This is a genomic window from Streptomyces physcomitrii, from assembly GCF_012273655.1.
Taxonomy (GTDB): Bacteria; Actinomycetota; Actinomycetes; order Streptomycetales; family Streptomycetaceae; genus Streptomyces; species Streptomyces physcomitrii.
The window spans coordinates 281,477-303,033 of the sequence record NZ_JAAWWP010000007.1 but is presented as its reverse complement, the minus strand read 5'-3'; the positions used below and the strand labels follow the sequence as shown (position 1 = coordinate 303,033).

Genomic DNA, 21,557 nt, shown 5'->3' with positions numbered 1-21,557 from the left:
GTGACCCGATCGGGTGGCCGCTCAGCCGAGGCGCGCGGTGGTGATCACCTCCGAGAGCCGCAGCCCGGGGTCGGCCGCCACCGTCCGCAGTACGGCGAGGAGTTCGCCGGTGAGCCGCTCCGCCTCGGCGGTGCCGAGCAGCGCGGTGGCGTGCAGCAGGGCGCAGTGCACCGGGCCCTCGCCGCGCGGCTCGTAGAAGCTGAGGGCGAGTTGGGCGCGGGCCGAGGCGGTCGGCACCGCGAGGAGGTCGCCCATGCCGCCCTCCAGCCGTGCCAGGTCGGCCTGTTCGTGGTGGATCACCATGACCTGGGGTCCGCCGGGCGGCAGCGCGGTGGCCCGGACCACCTCGTGGAAGGGGACCTCCTGCTGGTCGAGCGCGGACAGGGTGGTCTCCCGCACCCGGCCGAGGAGCGCGGCGAAGGAGGGGTCCCCCGCGGTGTCGGTGCGCAGCACGACGGTGTTGAGGAAGCAGCCCACCAGATCGGCGAGTTGGTCGTCGGTGCGGCCCGCGACCATGGTGCCGATCGGCAGGTCGGTGCCCGCCCCGTGCGCGGTGAGCACGGCCGCGAGCGCCGAGTGCAGCACCATGAACATGCTGGTGCCGGTGGCGCGGGCGAGCCGGTCCACCTCGGCGTGCAGCTCCGCGTCGAGGGTGAAGTCGACGTGCTGGACGGGCCGTTCGGCCGCCCCGGGCACACGATCGCCCGCCGCGTCCGTACCGGATCCGCCCGAGGGCAGCGTCAGCCGGGCCGGGACGCCCGCCAGGGTCCGCCGCCAGTAGTCGAGTTGGCGAGCACCGCGGCTCTCCGGGTCGGCCGGGTCGCCCAGGACCTCGCGGGCCCAGCGGCCGTAGTCCCGGTACGCGACCGGCAGCGGCGGCCACTCGGGGGCGCTCCCCCGGCTGCGGGCGGCGTAGGCGGTGCTGAGGTCGCGGAAGAGGGGGACCACCGACCACTCGTCGACGGCGAGGTAGTGCAGGGTGAGCAGGACCGCCTGGCTGCCGTCGGCGGCCGTGAGCAGGCGGGCGCGCAGCGGCGCCTCCCGCGCCAGGTCCGGTGCTTCCAGGGCGAGTTGGGCCACCCGTGCGTCCAGGTCGCCCGCGCACTCCTCCACGGCGAGCACCGGGGCCTCGACGGCCCGGGCGCGGACCGCGGCCGCCGCGTCCACCGCGAAGGCGGTACGCAGCGGCTCATGACGGCCCGTCACATCGGCGAGCGCGGCGGACAGCGCCCCGGCGTCGAGGCCGCCCGGGGAGCGCAGCACCAGGGCGTGGTCGAAGGCCGGGGCGGCCCGGTACGCCTCCCACTGCCAGTGCTGCACCGGGGCGAGCGGCCCGTCCGCGCCCGGGTCGCCGCCGGTGTCCCCGGCCGCCCGCAGCGGGGGCCGGGAGGCCGAGGCGCCCTCGACCTTGGCCGCGATGCCCGCGACGGTGAGCGCGTCGAAGATGTCGCGGATGCGCAGCTCGACACCGAACTCGGCGCGGATCCGGCCGAGCAGCCGCATCGAGGCCATCGAATGGCCGCCCAGGGCGAAGAAGTTGTCGTGCACGCCGACGTCCGCCAGGCCGAGGATCTCACCGAAGAGCGCGGCCAGCCGGGCCTGGGTGCCGGTGGCGGGCCGGGCGCCGCCGGTCAGCTCCGACCAGTCGGGCGCGGGCAGCGCCTTGCGGTCGACCTTGCCGTTGGCGGTCAGCGGCAGCGGCCCGACCAGCGGCACCACCAGGGCGGGGACCATGTACTCCGGTACCAGGCCCGCGACATGGGCGCGCAGGGCCCCGGCGTCGAGCGCGGCGCCGGACTCCGGCACCGCGTAGCCGACGAGGCGCACGATGTCGGCGTCCCGGTCGGCGACCACGCTGGCCTGGGCGACCGAGGGGTGCGCGGCCAGCGCCGCCTCGATCTCGCCGAGTTCGATACGGAAGCCGCGGATCTTCACCTGGGTGTCGACCCGGCCGAGGAAGTCGAGGTTGCCGTCGGCGGCCCAGCGCGCCCGGTCCCCGGTGCGGTACATCCGGCTGCCGGGCGCCCCGAAGGGGTCGGCGAGGAAGCGCTCGGAGGTCAGCGCGGCCTTGCCGAGGTAGCCCCGGGCGAGTCCGCGCCCGGCGATGTACAGCTCGCCGGCCACCCCGGGCGGCACCGGCCGCAGGTTCTCGTCGAGCACGTACGCCCGGGTGTTGGGGTCGGGGCGGCCGATCGGGACCCGGCCCGAGGGCAGTCCGCCGTGCTCCCTGGCGGGCCAGAGCGTGGAGTTGACGGTGGCCTCGGTCAGTCCGTACGCGCAGATCAGGTGGGCGCGCTCGCCGAAGCGGGCGAAGAGGTCCGGGGGGACCGTCTCGGTGCCGACCAACACGGTGGAGCCGTCCGGGAGTTGGCAGCCCGGCGGCAGGGCGGAGACCAGCGAGGGCGGCAGGATCATATGGGTGATCCGCTCGGCGGCGAGGAAGTCGGTCAGGGCCGCGCCCGCGACCCGGGCCTCCTCGGTGATCAGGACGAGGCGCCCGCCGTGGCAGAGCGCCATCGCCAGCTCGAAGACGAAGACGTCGAAGCCGATGGAGGCGAACTGCAGGACCTGGCTGTCCTCGCGCAGGCCCATCCGGTCGACCGCGGTGGCCACCAGGCTGGCGATGCCCTCGTGCGGGACGACGACGCCCTTGGGCCGCCCGGTGGAGCCCGAGGTGTAGATGACGTAGGCGGCGCGGTCAAGCGGGATCGGGCCGGTGGCCGGTGCCTCGCCGGGCAGCCCGTCCAGTTCGGCGGCGGTCCCGGGGGCGTCGAGCAGCAGCACGGGAACGCCCGCCACCTCGGGGATCTTCCCGGCGACCTGCTCGGTGCCGACGATCAGCGCGGCCCCGGAGTCCTTCGTCATATAGCTGAGCCGGTCGGCGGGGTGGACCAGGTCGAGCGGCAGGAAGGCGGCGCCGAGCTTCAGCACACCGAGCACGGTGGCCACCATGTCGGTGCTGCGGGGCACCGCCACCCCGACCACGCTCTCGGTGCCGACGCCCCGGGCGGCGAGCAGCCGGGCGATCCGGTTGGCGCGCGCGTCCAGTGCGGCATAGCTCAGCGAGCGGTCGTGGCCGGTGACGGCGAGCGCGTCCGGCTTCGCGGCCAGCTGCCGGGCGAACTGCGCGGGCAGCGACTCCTCGGCCACCTCCCGCGCGGTGGCGTTGAACTCCCCGAGCACCAGCTCCCGTTCGCCCTCGGCGAGGATCTCGGTACGGGACAGGGGCGCGCCGGGCGCCGCGACCAGGGCGGCGAGCAGGTGCCGCAGCCGGGCGCCGAGGCGTTCGGCGGTGGCGTGGTCGAAGAGTTCGTCGGCGTACTCCAGGCGGCAGCCGAGGGCGCCCGGATCGCCGTCGGCGCCGAGCCGTTCGGTGAAGCTGAAGACCAGGTCGAACTTGGCGTTGCGGACCCGGAAGGGCACGTACTCCGCCTGCAGGCCCGGCAGTCGGACGTCCTCGCCGCCGCGGGCGTGGTAGCCGACCATGACCTGGAAGAGCGGATTGCGGGACAGCGAGCGGGTCGGGTTGATCCGCTCCACGACCGACTCGAAGGGCACATCCGCGTGCGAGAAGGCGGCCAGGTCCAATTCCCGTACGCGGCCGAGGAGTTCGGTGAAGGAGGGGTCGCCGCTCACATCGGTGCGCAGCACCAGGGTGTTGACGAAGAAGCCGACCAGCTCGTCCAGGGCCTCATCGCCGCGGCCCGCGATGGGCGCGCCGAGCGGGAGGTCGCTGCCGGCGCCGAGGCGGTGCAGCAGTGCGGCGACCGCCGCGTGGACCACCATGAACATGCTGGCGCCGCTCTCCCGGGCGAGCCGCTTGAGGCCCTCGTGCACCTCGGCCGGGAAGGCGAGGTCGAGTTCGGCCCCGGTGAAGGCCGGGCGGGCCGGGCGGGGGCGGTCGGTGGGGAGCTCCAGTTCCTCCGGCGCCCCGGCCAGGGACCGCTCCCAGTAGTCGAGTTGGCGGGCGGCCAGGCTCTCCGGGCTGGCCGGGTCGCCGAGCAGCCGGTGCTGCCAGAGCGCGTAGTCGGCGTACTGGACGGCCAGCGGCTCCCAGGCGGGGGCGCCGCCCGCGAGCCGGGCCCGGTAGGCGGTGGCCAGATCGCGCAGGAAGGGGCGGTCGGACCACTCGTCGGTGGTGATGTGGTGCAGCAGCAGGACGACCAGGTGGTCCTGGGGGCCGACCTCGAAGACCGTTGCGCGCAGCGGGAGTTCGGCCGAGAGGTCGAAGGGCCGGTTGACCGCGGCGTCGACCAGGGCGGGCAGTTCCGCCTCGGTGGCGGGCAGCTGCTCGACCACCGGCTGGGCCTGCGCGGTGGGCAGGATCGTCTGGAAGACCTGGCCCTCGCGCTCGGTGAACAGGGTCCGCAGGGCTTCATGACGCCCCGTCAGGTCTCCGAGCGCGGCCCGCCAGGCGGCCGGGTCGAGCGGTCCGCGCAGCCGCATCACCAGCGGGAAGTTGTACGCGGCGGAGGCGCCCTCGATCTGCTGGATCACCCACAGCCGCTGCTGGGCGTAGGAGAGCGGGAGTTCACCGGGGCGCTCCCCGGCGGTCAGCGCGGGACGGGCCGCACCGCCCGCGCGGGCCACCCGCTCGGCCAGCTCGGCGACGGTGGGCGCCTCGAAGAGGTCCCGGATCGCGAGCTCCGCCTCCAGTGCCGTACGGGCGCGGCTGACCAGGCGGGTGGCGAGCAGCGAGTGGCCGCCGAGGTCGAAGAAGTCGCTGTCGATGCCGACGCTGCCCGCGGGCAGGCCGAGCACCTCGGCGTAGAGGCCGCAGAGGGTCTCCTCCTGCGGGGTGCGCGGCGGGCGGCTGGTACCGCCCTGGCCGAACTCCGGGGCGGGCAGCGCCTTGGTGTCGAGCTTGCCGTTGACGGTCAGCGGCAGGGTGGGCACGGTGACCAGGGCGGCCGGGACCATGTAGTCGGGCAGCAGGGTCTTCAGACGGGCGCGCACCGCGGTGAGCAGTTCCTCGGCCGCCGGGGCGCCCTCCTCGGGCACCAGATAGCCGACCAGGCGCTTGGTCCCGGCGTGCGGGGCGACCACCACGGCGGCGTGCGCGATCCCCGGATGCGAGGTCAACGCGGCGGATATCTCGCCGAGTTCGACCCGGTAGCCGCGGATCTTCACCTGGTCGTCGGTGCGGCCGAGGAAGTCCAGCTGCCCGTCCGCGCGGCGGCGCACCAGGTCGCCGGTGCGGTACATCCGCTCGCCGGGCTCCCCGAAGGGGTCGGCGACGAAGCGCTCGGCGGTCAGCGCCAGGCGGTCGTGGTAGCCGCGGGCCAGGCCCACCCCGGCGATGTACAGCTCACCGGGGCTGCCCGGCGGGACCGGGCGCAGCATGGTGTCCAGGATGTGCGCACGGGTGGCGCGGATGGGCCGGCCCACGGTGGGGCTCGCGCTGTCGGTGGTGGAGCCGCCGAGGGTGTTGATCGTGTACTCGGTGGGCCCGTACAGGTTGTAGCCGTAGGTGCCCTCGGTGTCCCGCAGCCTGCTCCACACGGTCTCCGAGACGGCCTCGCCGCCGAGCAGCACCAGGGCCGGACGGTGCCGCCCGCGCGGGTGCTGCTCGGCGCTCTGCTCCAGCAGGCCTTCCTCGATGAGGAGTTGGGCGTAGGTCGGGGTCACGTTGACGACGTCGACGCGGTGCCGGTCGCAGTAGGCGACCAGGGCCTCGGCGTCCCGGCGCAGCTCCTCGTCGCAGACGTGCACCTCATGGCCCTCGACCAGCCAGAGCAGCTCCTCCCAGGACATGTCGAAGGCGAAGGAGACGGTGTGCGCGATGCGCAGCCGCCGTCCGCCCGCCGCGGCGATGGCCGGGTCGAAGATCTCCTTCTGGTGGTTGAGCTGCATGTTCGTCAGCCCCCGGTACGGGGTGACGACGCCCTTGGGGCGGCCGGTGGAGCCGGAGGTGTAGATCACGTACGCCGGGTGCTCCAGGCGTCCGGGCACCCCGCGGGCGAAGGCGGGCCGCTCCGCGTCGGCGATCTCCGCGCCGGAGAGGGCGGCCAGCTCCTCGGTCGACTGCGCTGCGTCGAGCAGGAGTTCAGGGGCGAGCGGGCCCTCGGCCGCGCGCAGCGAGGGTGCGGTGGCGGCGGTGGAGAGCAGGCACAGCGGGCGGGTGTCCTCGATCATCAGGCGCAGCCGCTCGGCCGGGTGGTCCAGGTCGAGCGGGAGGTAGGCGGCGCCGGTGCGCAGCACCGCGAAGAGGGCGCAGACCATGTCCAGGGAGCGCGGCAGCGCCAGCGCCACCGCCTGCTCGGGACCGGCGCCCCTGGCCAGCAGCAGCCGGGCCAACTTGTTGATGCGGGCGTCGAGTTCGGCGTAGCTGAGGGCCTGCTCGCCGAAGACGACGGCCACCTCGTCCGGGGTACGGGCGGCCTGCGCGGCGAGCAGGTCGGCGATGGTCTCGTCCGGCACCGGCTCCCGGGCGGCGGCCCCCTCGGCGAGCAGGGCGCGCCGCTCGGCGGGCAGCAGCAGATCGAGCCCGACGGTACGGGCCGCCTCCGCGTCCGGCGCCGCGAGGGCCTCGGTGAGGCGCTCCAGGACGGCGGTGAACCGGGCCAGGATGGTGCCCGCGGCCGCCGCGTCGAAGTGGTCGGGCCGGGCGGCGAGGGTGACCCGCAGCCGGGTGCCCGGGGTGACGATCAGGGTGAGCGGGAAGTGGGTGCCGTCCACATTGGAGACCCCGGTGATGCCGTGCCGCTCGCGCAGCGCCGCCGCCCGGTCCTCGCCGTCCGCCGAGCGCAGCACGAACAGCGTGTCGAAGAGGCGCCGGTGGCCGGTCTCCTGCTGGAGCGTGCCGAGCCCCACGTACTCGTAGGGCATCACGGCGGCGCGCTCCGACTGGAGCCTGCGCAGCAGGGCGGGCAGCGGTTCGGCGGGGTCGAGGGCGACGCGGGCGGGCACCGTGTTGAGGAACATGCCGATGATGCCGCCGACTTCGGGGACCTCGGCGGGGCGCCCGGCGACCGCGATGCCGAAGACGACGTCCGCGCGGCCGGTCAGCGCCGAGAGGACCAGGCCCCAGGCCGCGTTGAGGACGCTGTTGAGGGTGAGGCCGTGGCGGCGGACGGCGGCGCGCAGCCGGTCGCCGGTCGCCTCGTCGAGTACGGACTCGTGGTCGACCGGGATCACCGGGCCGCTGTCGCGGCCCGTCGGGGCGAGCAGCGTCGGCTCCTCGAAACCGGCGAGCGCGGTGCGCCAGGCGGTCAGCGCCTCGCCCGCGTCCTGCTCGTCGAGCCAGGCCAGGTAGTCGCGGTAACTGCCGCGCGGGGCAAGGCCGGTGGCGTCCCCGGCGCGCTCGTAGAGGGTGAACAGCTCCTCCAGGAACAGCCAGGCGGACCAGCCGTCCCAGAGGATGAGGTGGTGGGTGACGACCAGGCGGTCCCGGCCGTCCGGCAGCCGCAGCAGGAGCAGTCGGCACAGCGGCGGCGCGGAGAGGTCGAAGCGGCGGCGCCGGTCGGCGGCGAGCAGGCCGGCGACCCTGGCGTCCGCCTCCTCGGCGCCGAGGCCGGTCAAGTCCTCCTCGTACAAAGGGATTTCGGCGCCGTCGACCAGGAACTGCACCGGACGGGGCAGTCCGTCGCTGGTGAATCCGGCGCGCAGGCTGAGGTTGCGGTCGAGCAGGCTCCGGCAGGCGGCGCGCAGCCGGTCCGGGTCGACCCGGCGGTCGAAGTCCAGGGTCTCCTGGGAGAGGTAGACGTCGAGCGCCTCGCCCGCGTCGTAGGTGGCGTGGAAGTACATGCCCTCCTGGAGCGGGGAGAGCGGCCAGAGGTCGGCGAGCGGCAGCCCGGCCACCTCGGCGACCCGCGCCCGCTCCTCCTCGGTCAGCTCAAGTCCGCCCAGCGGGCCGGGGGTTGCGGGCTCCGGTTCCGCCGGGGCCCCCGCGTTCAGCTGGTCGAGGAGGGCGCGCAGCGCCGGGTCGACGGCCGCGCCGGACTGCTCCTGCTGCGCGAGCATCGCCCGCAGCGCGGTGGCCGCGGCTCCGGCGTCGGCGGCGGAGACGGTGACGGCGTCGGTGGCCGGTGGGCCCGACTCGGGCTCCTCGGCGGCCTGTTCGGCCTCCGCCTCGGCGAGGGCGGCGGCGAGCGCGGCCGGGGTCCGGTGGGTGAAGACCTCGCGCGGGCTGAGCGGCAGTCCGCGTTCGCGGGCGCCGGTGGCGACGGCGATGGAGGTGAGGCTGTCGCCGCCGAGCACGAAGAAGTCGTCCTCGGGGCCGATGCCGTCCACCCCGAGCACGGCCGCGAAGACCTCGCAGAGCACCTGCTCGCGGGCGTCCCGCGGGGCGCGGCCGCCCGCCCGGGGCGTGTGGGAGGGCGCGGGCAGCGCGTTCTGGTCGAGCTTTCCGCTGGCGGTGAGCGGGAGTTCGCCGAGCACCAGGACGGCGCCGGGCACCAGCGCGGCGGGCAGCACCGCGGCGAGGGCCCCGCGCAGCTCCCCGGGGTCGAGTCCGGCGCCGGGCGCGGGCACCGCGTACCCGGCGAGCGCGCCCTCGCGGACGATCACGGCGGCCCGGGCCACCCCCGGCAGTGCGGCCAACGCCGCCTCGATCTCCGGGAGTTCGACCCGGTTGCCGCGGATCTTGACCTGCCGGTCGGTGCGGCCCAGGTACTCCAAGGCCCCGTCCGCGCGCCGCCGCACCAGGTCACCGGTGCGGTACATCCGCTCCCCCGGCCCGCCGAAGGGGTCGGCGACGAAGCGCCCGGCGGTCAGGCCCGGCCGGTCGTGGTAGGCGCGGGCCAGCTGGATTCCGGCGAGGTACAGCTCGCCCGGCACCCCGTCCGGGACGGGCCGCAGGAAGGGGTCGAGGACATGCAGCCGGGTGTTCCACACCGGCCGCCCGATGGGCACGCCCGCCGCCCCGTCGCCCTCCCCCGCCGCGCAGGGGAACCAGGTCACGTCCACGGCGGCCTCGGTGGGCCCGTAGAGGTTGTGCAGCGGGACCGGGGTGCGGCCGTCGCGGGAGGTCAGCTGCCGCCAGCGCCGGGCGTCGGCGCCGCTCAGCGCCTCGCCGCTGCAGAACACCCGGCGCAGGCTCGCCGCCCAGCCGGGCTCGCCCTCGGCCTCCATGACCTGGAGGAAGGCGCCCAGCATGGAGGGCACGAAGTGCAGGGTGGTGATCTGCTCGGCCGCGATGAGACGGGCGAGGTAGGCGGGGTCGCGGTGCCCCTCGGGCCGGGCGAGGACGACGGCCGCACCCTCGGCGAGCGGCCAGAAGAACTCCCAGACCGAGACGTCGAAGCTGGACGGCGTCTTCTGCAGCACCCGGTCCCCGGCGCCGAGTCCGTACTCCCCCTGCATCCAGGCGAGCCGGTTGGCGATCGCCTCGTGGGTGACGACGACGCCCTTGGGGCGGCCGGTGGAACCGGAGGTGTAGATCAGATAGGCGGGGTGGTGCGGCGCGGCGGGCACTCCCGCCTCCGCCGCGGTCCCGTCCGTGGCGGTCCCCTCCGCACCGGTCCCGTCCGTACCGGGCCCGTCGAGTACGAGGGTGTCCAGGCCCGGCACCTCCGGGAGCCGTCCGGCCGCCCCGGCGGTGGTGACCACGGTGCGGGCGCCGGAGTCGGTGAGCATGAAGGCGACCCGCTCGGCCGGGTAGTCCAGGTCCAGCGGCAGATAGGCGGCGCCCGACTTGAGCACCCCGAGCAGGGCGACCATCAGCTCCGCCGAACGCGGCACCGCGACCCCGACGAAGCCCTCCGGACCGGCGCCCCTGGCCCGCAGCCGCCGTGCCAACTCCTCGGCCCGGGCGTCGAGTTCGGCGTACGTCAGCGTGCTGCCCTCGAAGACCACGGCGGTGGCCTCCGGGGTGCGGGCCGCCTGCGCGGTGAAGAGCGAGGCGAGGGTGGCGGGGGGCACCGGGCGGGCGGTGGCGTTGAGTTCGCCGAGCCGGTCCCGCTCGCGGAGGGAAAGCAACTCGACGCGGGCGAGCGGGAGTCCGGGCTCGGTGACCAGGGTGCGCAGCAGGGCGGTGTAGCGGCTCGCCAGCACCGCGACCTCGTGCCGGCCGAGGCGGGCGGCGTCGTACTTCAGGCGCAGCCGCAGCTCCGCGCGGTCCGCCCCGCCCGGCTCGACGATGAGCGCGAGGGGGTAGTGCACCGCGTCGTGCACCTCGACGCCGGTCACCCGCAGGGCGTCCGGGTCCTTTGCGCCGGAGGGCTCCGCGGCCGGGAAGTTCTCGAACACGACCAGGGTGTCGAAGAGTTCACCGCCGCCGGGCGCGACGAGGCGCTGGATCTCGGCGAGGCCGAGGTGCTGGTGCTCCAGGAGCGCCGCGTGCTCGTCCTGCACCCGGTGCAGCAGCCCGGTCAGGCTCTCCCCGGCGCGCAGCCGCACCCGCGCGGGCACCGTGTTGATGAACAGGCCGACGGCGGAGTCGAGTCCGGCGACCTCGGTGGTGCGTCCGGAGACCGTGCTGCCGAAGAGGAGGTCGTCGCCGCCGGTGAGTCCGCCGAGCAGGACGCCCCACAGCCCGTGCACCACGGTGCTCAGGGTCAGTCCCTCCCGGCGGGCGTAGGCGGCGAGCGCGGTGCTCAGCTCCGCGGGCAGCCGGGCGTCCACATGCCGGGGGCTGGCCGGAGCCTTCTCCCCCTCGGCGGCGGCGAGTTGGGGCAGCCTGGCGGGCTCGGGCAGCTCCGCGAGCGCGGTGCGCCAGGCCTCGCGCGCCGCCTCGCGGTCCCGGCCCGCGAGCCAGGAGAGGTAGCCGCCCGGGTAGGCGGGGGCGGGCAGGGCGCCGCCCCGGTAGGCGGTGCCCAGTTCGCGCAGCAGCACGGCGACGGACCAGCCGTCGGCGATGATGTGGTGCAGGGTGAGCAGCAGCCGGTGGCGCTGCCCGTCCCGGATCAGGGTGGCGCGCAGCAGCGGAGGCCGGGCCAGGTCGAAGCCCTCGGCACGGTCGGCGGCGAGGATCTCCGCCAGGGCGGCCTCGCGGGTGTCGGCCTCCCGCCAGGGCAGCTCGGCCCCGGGCGCGAGGCGCTGCACGACCCGGCCGCCGGGCAGCTGCCGGAAGGCGGCGCGCAGCAAGGGGTGCCGGTCCAGGAGGAGTTGGAGGGCGCCGCGCAGCCTCCCCGGGTCGATCTCGCCCGCGAGGTCGAGGACCTCCTGCACCAGGTAGAGGTCGGCGGCCTCGGGCTCGAAGGAGGCGTGGAAGAAGAAGCCCTCCTGGAGCGGGGAGACCGGCAGGGCGTCCTCGTCGAGGCGGAGGGCGGGGGCGGCGGCCCGCTCGGGGGCGCGCGCCGCGGTGCGGGCGAGCGCGGAGACCGTGCGCTGCCGGAAGACCTCGCGGGGGCTGAGCAGATAGCCGGCCTCGCGGGCGCGGTTGACCAGCTGGAGGGCGACGATGCTGTCGCCGCCCAGCTCGAAGAAGCTGTCGTGCACGCCGACCGAGGGCAGGGCGAGGACCTCGGCGAAGAGCGCGGCCAGGGCGCTCTCGGCGGGGCCCGCCGGGGCGTCGGCGCCGCTGAGCGCGGTCCAGCGCGGCGCGGGCAGGGCGGCGGTGTCCAGCTTCCCGTTGGGGGTCAGCGGCAGCGGGCGGTCCAGGACGACCACCGCGGTGGGCACCAGGTGGTCGGGCAGGGTGGCGGCCACCTCGGCGCGGGCGGCGGCCACCGCGGCCTCGCCCGCCTCGCGGTCCTCGCCGCCGGTGACCAGGTAGGCGACGAGGCGCTTGACGCCGCGGTGGTCCTCGCGGACCAGGACCCCGGCCTGGGCGATCCCGGGGCAGGCCATGAAGGCGCTCTCCACCTCGCCGGGTTCGATGCGGTGGCCGCGGATCTTGATCTGCCCGTCGGCGCGGCCGAGGAAGTCCAGCTCGCCCGCCGCGTTCCAGCGGACCCGGTCACCGGTGCGGTACATCCGGCTGCCGGGCGCGCCGAAGGGGTCGGCGACGAAGCGCCCGGCGCTCAGCCCGGGCCGCCCGAGGTAGCCGCGGGCCAGTCCGCGGCCGGCCACGTACAGCTCGCCCTCGCTGCCGACCGGCACCGGCCGCAGCGCCGAATCCAGTACGTACGCACGGGTGTTGGGGTCGGGTACGCCGATCGGGGCGGGGCCGGGGCGGCCCGCCTCGGCGCGCCAGAGGGTGGAGTTGACGCTCGCCTCGGTGAGTCCGTAGGCGACGACCACCTGGAGCCGGTCGGACCAGCGGGCGATCAGCTCGCTCGGCACGGCCTCGGTGCCGACGACGAGGACGGCGCCCTCGGGCAGGCGGCACTCCCGCGGCAGCGCGGAGACCAGCGAGGGCGGCAGGATCATATGGGTGGCGCCGTGCCGCTCCAGATAGGTGGTGAGCGCGGGCCCGGCGACGCGGCGTTCGGTGGGCACCAGGACCACCCGGCCGCCCGCGCACAGCGACATCACCAGGTCCCAGACGGTCACGTCGAAGCCGACCGAGGCGAACTGCGCCACCCGGCTGGAGGCGTCCACACCGAGGCGCTCGGCGGCGGTCGCGATCAGGCTGCCGATGCCGTCGTGGCTGACCACGACGCCTTTGGGCCGCCCGGTGGAGCCGGAGGTGTAGATGACGTACGCGGCCCGGTCCAGCGGCAGCGGCAGCCCGAGGTCGGAGGGGTCCTGGGCGGCGCGCTCGGCGGCGGTGGCCGCGTCGTCGAGCAGCACCAGGGCGGGCCCGGGCTCGGCGGGCAGGTCACCGGCGAGTCCGCGGACGGTGACCACGGTGCGCGCACCGGCGTCGGCGAGCATATAGGCGAGGCGCTCACGGGGATGGTCGGCGTCGAGCGGCAGATAGGCGGCGCCCGCCTTCATCACCGCGAGCAGGGCGACCACGAGTTCGGGGGTGCGGGGCAGCGCGATGCCGACGATGTCCTCGGCGCCCACTCCGCGTGAAGTCAGCAGCCGGGCAAGGCGGTTGGCGGCGGCGTTCAGCTCCGCGTAGCTCAGCTCCTGGTCCTCGAAGACCAGGGCGGTGGACTCGGGCGCGCGGCGCACCCGCTCCTCGAAGGCGGCGGGCCAGGTGAGTTCGGGCGACTCGTGCGGCGCGAGGCCGAACTCGTCGAGCAGGACGGTGCGTTCGGCGGCGGAGGTCAGCTCCAGGTGGCCGAGCGGCAGGTCCGGGTCGGCGAGGAAGGCGCGCAGCAGCCGCAGGAACCGGTCCTGGTGGGCGCGGAGTTGCCGCTCGTCGCAGAGGTCCGCGTCCGCGTCGAGGTGCAGGCGGACGCCGTTGCCGCCGTCGCACTCGGCGAAGTTGACCGCGAGGTCGCTGACCGGGCCGAGCCAGGCCGGGTGGATGTCGGCCTCGTGGTCGGCGAACCGCAGGTCCTCCGCGCGCGGCATGATGTTGACGGTCGGCCCGACCAATTCGGGTACGCCCTCGGTCAGGCCGAGTTCCTTGGCCAGCTCCTCGGCGCGGTAGCGCCCGTGCCGTACCGCACCGGAGACCGCGCGGCCCACCTCGGCGACGAGTGCGGCGCCGGTGGTGCCGGGCCGGGCGGCGATCCGCAGCGGGACGATGTTGGAGACCATGCCGGGCACCGTCGCCGAGACGGCGTCCTGCCGGGCCGGGATCGGCAGTCCGAGGACGAGGTCCTGGGCGCCGCTGACCCGGTGCAGATAGGCGGCGACGGAGGCGAGCAGCAGCCGGGAGGGCCTGACCCCGGCGCGCCGGGCGGCGGCGCCGAGCAACTCCAGGTCCCCGGCGGTGAGTTCGGTGGTGGTGCGCAGCCGCCGGGACATCGGGGCGTGGCCGCGCTCGACGAGCCGTACCGGCTCGGGGCGCCCGGCCAGAGTCCGCTGCCAGTAGGCGCGGTCCTCGGCGTACGCCGCGGAGGCGCGGTAGTCGGCCTCGGCGTCGAGGAGCCCGGACAGGGACCAGTCGGCCGGGGCGGGGGCCCCCGCGCCCGCGGTGTAGAGCTGTCCGGCGCGGCGGGTGAGCAGGGCGACCCCCATGCCGTCCAGGACGAGGTGGTGGTAGCGCTGGTACCAGAGCACCCGCCGGTCGCCGACCCGCAGCACCGCCTGCGCGAACAGCGGTCCGGCGGCGAGGTCCACCGGCCGGCTCCGCTCGGCCTCCTGCCAGTCGCGGGCCGCCGCGGCCGGGTCCGCCTCCGCACGGAAGTCGAGCACGGGCACCTCGAACTCCCGGCGCGCGACGGTCTGCCGGGGTCCCTGCCCGTGGTCCTCGACGCGGACGTGCAGGGCCTCGGCCTGGTCGACCGCCTGCCGGACGGCCGCGGTCAGGCGCTCCAGGTCGACCTCGCCGCTCAGTTCGAGGACGAAGGAGATGTGGAAGGCCGTGCTGTCCGGCTCGATCTGCTGGGCGAGCCAGATGCCCGACTGCCCGCCGGTGAGGGGAGTTCCGGCGGTGGCGGTCCGGTCCGGCGCGGCGTCAGACATCTTCGGGGGCCCTTCTCTGGTGGAGCGATGGCGAGGAGGTGGGGGGTGCGATGGAGCGGGGCGGTGCGGGTGGTGCGCGTGGTGCGTGCGGTGCGGGTGGGTGCCCGCGGGGGGGGGGGGGCGGCGGGCGCGGCTCGGCGGGGCCGCACGATGCTGCTGTGCCGGCCCCGCCGGGCGTACCGGTGGCGAACTCCGCTGTCCTGCGCGGGAGTTCGCCACCGGCCGCCGGTCTTGTGGTGCCTGAGGGCGGCCGCGGCTACTTGATGTCGGTCAGCAGCGGCAGGATCTCGTCGATCGCGTACGGGATCGACAGGACGGTGTTGAAGGAGAAGGCCGCGCCGATGTCGGGGTCCTGGTAGGGCACGAACAGGTCGCGCTTGTCCTGGTGGACCTTGAGCTTCTTGTAGAGCGCCTCGCCCTTGATGCGCTCGTTCGCCTCGGTGCTGGAGGTGACCCAGACCAGCCGGTCGGTGTCCAGCACGCTCAGCTTCTCGGCGCTCAACTCGGCCGCGTTCATGCCGGGTTGGGCGAGCTTGTCGACCTCGGGCTTGAGCTTGAAGCCGAACTCCTCGAAGAAGATCGCCTTCGGGTCGGTCTTGGTGAAGGCGCTGTACTTGCCCGCCTCGAAGCTGTCCGCGACGGCCAGCGTCATCCTGGCGAACTCCGGGTGCTCGGTGCGCACCTTCTCGAACCGCGCGTCGATGCCCTTGATCAGCTTCTCGGTCTCGGCGTCCTTGCCCAGCGCCTTGCCGATCTGACGGGTCATCACCTTCCAGGGGGCGGCGTAGTCCGGGTGCCCCTTGGGCTGCGCGACGACCTTGGTGAACTTGGAGAGCGTCTCGTACTGCTCCTTCTTCATGCCGGAGTACTGGGCGATGACCAGGTCCGGCTTGAGGGAGGCGATCTTCTCCATGTTGAACTCGTCGCGCTCGCCGACGATCTGCGGCGTCTCGGAGCCCCACTTCGCCTTGGTCCAGGGCCACTTGCCGTACGGGCGCTCCTTGAACCAGTCCACCGAGCCGACCGGCTTGATGCCGAGCGCGAGCACGGTGTCCTGGTCCGAGAGGCCGAGGGTGACGACCTTCTCGGGCGCCTTGTCGATCTTCGTGGAGCCGTACTTGTGCTCCACGGTGACCGGGAAGGCCCCCGAACTGGAGCCGCCCTTGGCGTCCTTGGACCCCTCGGAGCCGGAGTCGTCGGAGCCGCCCCCGCAGGCGGTCAGCGCGAGCGCGGCGGCCACGGCCACGGCCGCTTTGGGGAGGTATCTCGCGAACCGCGTCAGCACGGGTGTGCCTTGGGACACGTTGTTTCCTTTCGGGGAGTTCACGGCGCCGCCGGGCTGCCGGACGGCAGCGCGAGCGGGCGGCGCGCGGCGGTGAGAGTAGCCCCGGTGCTCGGGGCAGGCTCTCCAGGGGGTGGCGTTGCTGCGGGGGGCTGCGGCTCAGCGAGGTGCCGGGCCGGGTGGCTCGGCGGACGTGGGGACGGTGAACCAATGGGCGGGGCAGGGCGGTTGGGCGGTGCGCCCCACCAGGGCTACGGGGGTCAGCGCGCGGTGCTGATGCCGTCCACGACCGGACGGGCCTCGTCGGCGGCGGACTTCAGGCCCCGCTCCACGATCGAGTCGAGGATCTCGCCGACCCGGATCGCGGTGTTGGACAGCAGCGAGGAGGTGATGCCGTGGGTGTGCTCGGTGCCGCCCTGGAGGTAGATGCCGCAGCGCAGCGCGGGCTCGGTCGCCACCCGGTAGTCGCGCTCGACCCGGACCCGGCCGGCCTCGTCGCGCAGGCAGCTCCCGGCGACCTCACCGAGCAGGGCCAGGCCGTCGGCGGGCTCGTACCCCGTGGCGTACACCACCACATCGGCGTCCAGCGGCGTCTTCTCGCCGGTGACCAGGGACTCGACGGTGGCGCGGACCTTGTCGGGTCCGGCCAGCACCTCGGTGAGCCGGGAGACGTTGTGGAAGCGCAGCCGCTCGGTGCCGAGCACGCTCTCCCGGTACGCCTGCTTGTAGAGGTCGTCGATCAAGTCGATGTCCACCACGGCGTAGTTGGTGTTGCCGTGGTAGTCCATCAGCTTGCGCTTGACCGCCTCCGGCGCGCTGAAGTAGTCGTCCACCGCGTCCGGGTCGAAGATCCGGTTGGCGAAGGCGCTGTCGTCGGCCGGGCTGTAGCCGTAGCGCGAGAAGACGGCGCAGACCTCGGCGGTGGGGAAGCGGCGGTGCAGATAGGCCACGTTCTCCGCGGCGCTCTGCCCGGCGCCGACGACCAGGAAGCGGGTGGGCTCGGTGCCCTCCAGGGCGTCCACCTTCCGCAGCAGGTCGGAGGTGTGCCAGATCCGCTCACCGCGGGCGACGCCCTCGGGCATCCTCGGGGTGAGCCCGGTGCCGACGACGAGGTTGCGGGCCCGGTGGACGACCAGCTCCTCGCCGCAGCGGGAGGTCACGTCCAGGTACTCGACGACGCCGTCCCGCTCCACCGGCTCGACGGAGACCACCTGGTGCCCGTACGAGACCATGTCGTCGGCCTTGGCCGCGGCCCACTCGAAGTAGTCGTGGAACTCCACCCGCAGCGGGAAGAGGTTCTTGTGGTTGACGAAGTCGACCAGGCGCCCCTTGCTCTGCAGATAGCACAGGAAGCTGTACTCGCTGGCCGGGTTGCGCAGTGTCACCAGGTCCTTGAGGAAGGACACCTGCATGGTCGCGTCGTCGATCAGCATGCCGCGGTGCCAGCCGAAGTTCGGCTGCCGCTCGAAGAAGTGAGCAGTGACCGCCTCCTGCCTTCCGACGCGTGCGTTGTGCTCGCTGAGCGCGATCGCCATGGCCACGTTGGAGGGGCCGAAGCCGATCCCTATGAGGTCGTGGATCAAAGGTGCGTCGTCGCCAGGAAGAGCCTGAGACATGTCACTCCCATCATGCGGGCAGCCGCTTTCGGGCGCGGGGGAAGGGGGCATGCGTCCGAGGGCATGGCGGCTCCACGCCGCACACCCCCGGGACTTAGGTAAGCCTAAGCTTAACCTTGTGGAGTGTCGACGGGACAAACCGGTCAAGCGGTACGGCGGGACGTGAACTCCGCCTCAGTCACGCGCCATTGCAGGCTAAGGTAAGCCTTGCTTTACTGGGCGCCGACCAATCCCTGCCCAGAGGAGGAACCCCCCATGCGGGTCGTCATGTTCGGATATCAGACCTGGGGGCACCGCACCCTGCGAGCCCTCCTGGACTCCGAACACGACGTCGTCATGGTGGTGACCCACCCCAAGAGCGAGCACGCCTACGAGAAGATCTGGAGCGACTCGGTCGCCGACCTCGCCGAGGAGAACGGCGTCCCGGTCCTGATCCGCAACCGCCCCGACGACGAGGAGCTGTTCGCCCGGCTGAAGGAAGCCGACCCGGACATCATCGTCGCCAACAACTGGCGCACCTGGATCCCGCCGCGCATCTTCGGCCTGCCCCGCCACGGCACCCTGAACGTCCACGACTCGCTGCTGCCGAAGTACGCGGGCTTCTCCCCGCTGATCTGGGCGCTGATCAACGGCGAGCCCGAAGTCGGCGTCACCGCCCACATGATGGACGACACCCTGGACGCCGGGGACATCGTCCTCCAGCAGGCGGTGGCGGTCGGCCCGCGGGACACCGCCACCGACCTCTTCCACAAGACCGTCGAGCTGATCGCCCCGGTCACCACCGGCGCGCTGGCCCGGATCGCCGCGGGCGAGAGCGAGTTCACCCAGCAGGACCGGTCCCAGGCCAGCTTCTTCCACAAGCGCGCCGCCGAGGACAGCCGCCTCGACTGGACCTGGCCCGCGGCCGACCTGGACCGCCTGGTGCGCGCCCAGTCCGCCCCGTACCCGAGCGCGTACACCTTCCACAAGGGCAAGCGGCTCGACGTGCTCACCGCCCAGGTCTCCGAGGGCCGTTACGGCGGCACCCCCGGGCGGATCTTCTACCGCGAGGGCGAGGGCGTGGTGATCGTCGCCGGGGCGGACGCCCGCACCGGGCGCAACCACGGGCTCGCGATCACCCGGGTCCGCACCGAGGACGGCCGGGAGCTGCCCGCCACCGAGTACTTCACCGCGATGGGCGGCTATCTCGTCAACCGCCCCTGACCGGCACCGGAACGGGCCGACGCGTTCGAGCCCCGGCACGCTTCCCGAAGGAGGCGGGCCGGGGCTCTACGCGTGATCGGCGCGGGCGGACCGGCGGGCGGGCGCCGGACGCGGGCGGGGCGCCGGGCGCGGGCCGGGCGGGGGCGGCTACTTCACCGGGGCCTGGGCGAGCCGCATGCTCAGGCGCAGCGGCGGGTCCTCGGGGCTGCGGGACCAGGCGAGGGCGGTCACCTCGGCACTCTCGTCCGCGGCCAGCCAGTCGGCCGCGGCCTGCAGGACCTCGGCGGAGCGCGCGCCGCCGAGGTTGACCGTGTTGGGTGCGGTGACGGCCACCCACAGGCCCACGTGCTCATCGGCGAAGAGGCCCGCTCTGGCCCGGAGTTCGTCCGTGAAGTCGAGTTCCACTTGCTCGGTCAGGGGCTGCATCGAAGTCCTCTCGTTCGCCGTGCCCGCCGCCTCGGCGGCCCATCGGCACGGTCTCGCCGCACCGTACTCGGTGCCGCGGTGCCAGGTACGAAGTCAGGCCACCCCCAGGGGGGTGGTGCCGGGCGCTCAAGGGCCCGGAGCCGCGGGGCAGGTCCCGTGGAAGGACGGCCGGGCGGGTCCCGCGGAAGGTCAGAAGGGCAGCTTGCCGCGCCCCCGGCGGCCGGCCGAGCCGCTGCGGCCCACCGCCTTCTGGCTGCTGCGGAAGGGCTTGCTCAGCAGGCGGCCGAGCGGGCCGGGCGCCTTGCCACCGGTCCGGGTGCCCAGGCCGAGGGCCTTCTGAGTGCCCCGCTCCGGGTGCCGCGAGAAGCGCGGCATCAGGAAGGCGAGGACGAGCAGAACCAGGCAGATGCCCACAATTCCGATAATGATCATGATGTCCGTCCTCTCTCACGGCTCCGCTGGCTACTGTGTGCCGGGCGAACCGTTGCCGTTCGGCATTCATCGGCTGCCCCCGCCGCGTACCCGGAAACAAGACGGACCGCGGACGGACCGCTCCCCACCCCCTCCCCGAAGAAGCCCGAGGACACCATGACCAGCACCGAGACCCCGCCCGGAACCGAGATAAGACGCCGCCTGGAGCGGCTGATCGGCATCGCGGCGACGGAGGGCAACAGCGTCCGGCCGCTGCGCAACGGCGACGAGATCTTCCCCGCGATGCTGGCGGCCATCCGCGCCGCCGAGCACACCGTCGACATGATGACCTTCGTCTACTGGACCGGCGGCATCGCCCGCGAGTTCGCCGAGGCCCTCGCCGACCGGGCCCGCGCCGGGCTGCGGGTGCGGCTGCTGCTCGACGGCTTCGGCAGCCGCCTCATCGAGCAGGACCAGCTCGATCTGATGGCGCGCGCCGGGGTGGACGTCTCCTGGTTCCGGCGGCCCGCCTGGATCTCCCCGCTGAAGCAGAACCACCGCTGCCACCGCAAGGTCCTGGTGGTCGACGAGCGGCAGGCCTTCACCGGCGGCGTCGGCATCGCCGAGGAGTGGTGCGGTGACGCCCGCGGGCCGAAGGAGTGGCGGGACACCCATGTGGAGGTCCGGGGCCCCGCCGTGGACGGGCTGGCCGCCGCCTTCGCGCAGAACTGGGCCGAGTGCCACGAGACCCTCTTCGACTCCCGGGACCGCTTCGTCGAACTGCCCCCGGCCGGGGACGCGGTGGTGCAGGTGGTCCGCGGCTCGGCGAGCTTCGGCTGGCAGGACATGCAGACCCTGCTCCGGGTGGTCCTGGAGTCCGCCCAGCACCGGTTCCGGCTGGCCACCGCCTATTTCGCGCCGGACCACTACTTCATCGAGCTGCTGTGCGCCACCGCCCGGCGCGGGGTCGAGGTGGAGATCCTGCTGCCGGGCCCGTACACCGACAAGCGGGTCTGCCAGCTCGCCGGACAGCACCACTACGGGGCGCTGCTCGACTGCGGGGTGCGCATCTGGCAGTACCAGCCGACCATGCTGCACACCAAGGTGATCACCGTGGACGGAGAGGTCTCGCTGGTCGGCTCGACCAACTTCAACCGCCGCTCCCTGGACCACGACGAGGAGGTCATGCTCGCCGTCATCGACTCCGGGCTGACCGCCACCCTCGACGCGCACTTCGCGGAGGACCTCGGCAACAGCGCCCGGATCGACCCCGCGCGCTGGCGCACGCGCCCGCTCGCGCAGCGCGCCCGAGAACTCGCGGTACGCCCGATTCGCCGCTACCTCTGAGGCGGCGGGCGAGGCGGCGGACCCGGCGCCCGCGGTCTGGCATGGACACGACGACGGTGCTTTACTCACGCGTCACCGCACGGCCGACGGGCACCGGCGGCCGCGGGCCCGCCCCGCGCCGCCGCCCGACGGCTCTCCCGTCCCCCACACCCGGAGAACTCGTGAGACTCCTGACCACCGCCCGTGTCACCCTCGCCGCCGCCCTCGGCACCTGCGCGGTCCTGCTGAGCGCGCCGCCCTCCCCGGCCGCCTCCGGCGCGCAGCCGCGGCTCGCCGCCGCCGACACGATCAACGTGTACCCGCCGATCCAGGGCGCCTCCACCTGGGACCGGTTCGGCGAGGCACCGGCCTCCTCGCACCACCGGGTCTTCTCCAACTGGGGCTATCTGAACGACTGGGCGGTGGACATCTACCAGAACCCGGGCGCCACCGTGGTCTCCCCCTTCGGCAGCAAGACCGCGGCCGGCAACCCGGTCTCCGTGCACGTGGTCACCGTCACCCCCGGCTGCGCCACCGGCGACCTCGCCGACGGCGGCTGGCGCATCGGCCTGGAGGCGGTCGACGACGCCACCGGCACGGTGGTGGGCCGGGCGGACGTCATGCACGTCGACCAGAAGCCCGCGGAGATCGCGGTGGGCGCGACCGTGGGCCCCTGGACCCGCCTCGGGCAGACCGGCCGCTTCCGCTACTCCTCCTGCTACCAGGTCAACGGCGACACCGGCGCCCACATCCACCTGGAAGTGATCAACAAGACCAAGTACTCCTGCTACATCGGCCACGCCGCGGGCACCGGCCTCGGCGACGAGACGGCCGTCGGCCGGGTGGGCACCGAGAACTCCGGGCCCCAGCAGGCCTGTTAGGGCAGGTCCGCCAGGAGCAGGCCAGGAGCAGGAGCAGGCCAGGATCAGGTCTGTCAGCGCAGG

The 21,557-nt window shown here is 74.2% G+C and carries 8 protein-coding genes; 3 read left to right on the top strand and 5 right to left on the bottom strand.

Features of this window, described 5'->3' with window-relative positions; translation table 11 throughout:
- Positions 1–21: 21 nt before the first annotated feature.
- The 3 genes from HFV08_RS14555 to HFV08_RS14545 form a co-directional block, all read right to left on the bottom strand.
- The gene (locus HFV08_RS14555) at positions 22–14,349 is read right to left on the bottom strand and encodes a non-ribosomal peptide synthetase (protein WP_168539522.1); all 14,328 of its coding nucleotides are present in this window, start codon (positions 14,347–14,349) and stop codon (positions 22–24) included.
- A 256-nt stretch (positions 14,350–14,605) separates the two neighbouring features.
- Positions 14,606–15,652, bottom strand: a complete 1,047-nt coding sequence (locus tag HFV08_RS14550; protein WP_168539520.1) for an iron-siderophore ABC transporter substrate-binding protein — start codon at positions 15,650–15,652, stop codon at positions 14,606–14,608.
- Positions 15,653–15,891: 239 nt separating this feature from the next.
- Complete coding sequence (locus HFV08_RS14545; protein WP_168539518.1) at positions 15,892–17,247, bottom strand: lysine N(6)-hydroxylase/L-ornithine N(5)-oxygenase family protein; 1,356 nt, start codon at positions 17,245–17,247, stop codon at positions 15,892–15,894.
- 255 nt (positions 17,248–17,502) lie between these two features.
- Here HFV08_RS14545 and HFV08_RS14540 point away from each other — a divergent pair, with 255 nt between their 5' ends.
- Positions 17,503–18,450, top strand: a complete 948-nt coding sequence (locus HFV08_RS14540; protein WP_168539516.1) for a methionyl-tRNA formyltransferase — start codon at positions 17,503–17,505, stop codon at positions 18,448–18,450.
- A 147-nt stretch (positions 18,451–18,597) separates the two neighbouring features.
- Here the strand turns inward: HFV08_RS14540 and HFV08_RS14535 are convergent, their stop codons facing one another.
- On the bottom strand, positions 18,598–18,876 hold the full coding sequence (locus HFV08_RS14535) for a hypothetical protein (RefSeq protein WP_168539514.1): 279 nt from the start codon (positions 18,874–18,876) through the stop codon (positions 18,598–18,600).
- A gap of 189 nt (positions 18,877–19,065) precedes the next feature.
- Complete coding sequence (locus HFV08_RS14530; protein WP_168539512.1) at positions 19,066–19,308, bottom strand: DUF6411 family protein; 243 nt, start codon at positions 19,306–19,308, stop codon at positions 19,066–19,068.
- Between the two features lie 156 nt (positions 19,309–19,464).
- On the opposite strand from HFV08_RS14530, the gene HFV08_RS14525 reads away from it, so the two are divergent.
- Positions 19,465–20,634, top strand: a complete 1,170-nt coding sequence (locus HFV08_RS14525) for a phospholipase D-like domain-containing protein (protein ID WP_168539510.1) — start codon at positions 19,465–19,467, stop codon at positions 20,632–20,634.
- Positions 20,635–20,795: 161 nt separating this feature from the next.
- Positions 20,796–21,494, top strand: a complete 699-nt coding sequence (locus tag HFV08_RS14520; RefSeq protein WP_168539508.1) for a hypothetical protein — start codon at positions 20,796–20,798, stop codon at positions 21,492–21,494.
- The last annotated feature ends 63 nt before the right edge of the window (positions 21,495–21,557 follow it).

What these genes read in the sequence shown, in the direction of transcription:
- HFV08_RS14545 (WP_168539518.1), bottom strand. Translation starts at nt 17,247, where the DNA reads ATGTCTCAGGCTCTTCCTGGCGACGACGCACCTTTGATCCACGACCTC.
- HFV08_RS14535 (WP_168539514.1), bottom strand. Translation starts at nt 18,876, where the DNA reads ATGCAGCCCCTGACCGAGCAAGTGGAACTCGACTTCACGGACGAACTC.
- HFV08_RS14555 (WP_168539522.1), bottom strand. Translation starts at nt 14,349, where the DNA reads ATGTCTGACGCCGCGCCGGACCGGACCGCCACCGCCGGAACTCCCCTC.
- HFV08_RS14525 (WP_168539510.1), top strand. Translation starts at nt 19,465, where the DNA reads ATGACCAGCACCGAGACCCCGCCCGGAACCGAGATAAGACGCCGCCTG.
- HFV08_RS14540 (WP_168539516.1), top strand. Translation starts at nt 17,503, where the DNA reads ATGCGGGTCGTCATGTTCGGATATCAGACCTGGGGGCACCGCACCCTG.
- HFV08_RS14530 (WP_168539512.1), bottom strand. Translation starts at nt 19,308, where the DNA reads ATGATCATTATCGGAATTGTGGGCATCTGCCTGGTTCTGCTCGTCCTC.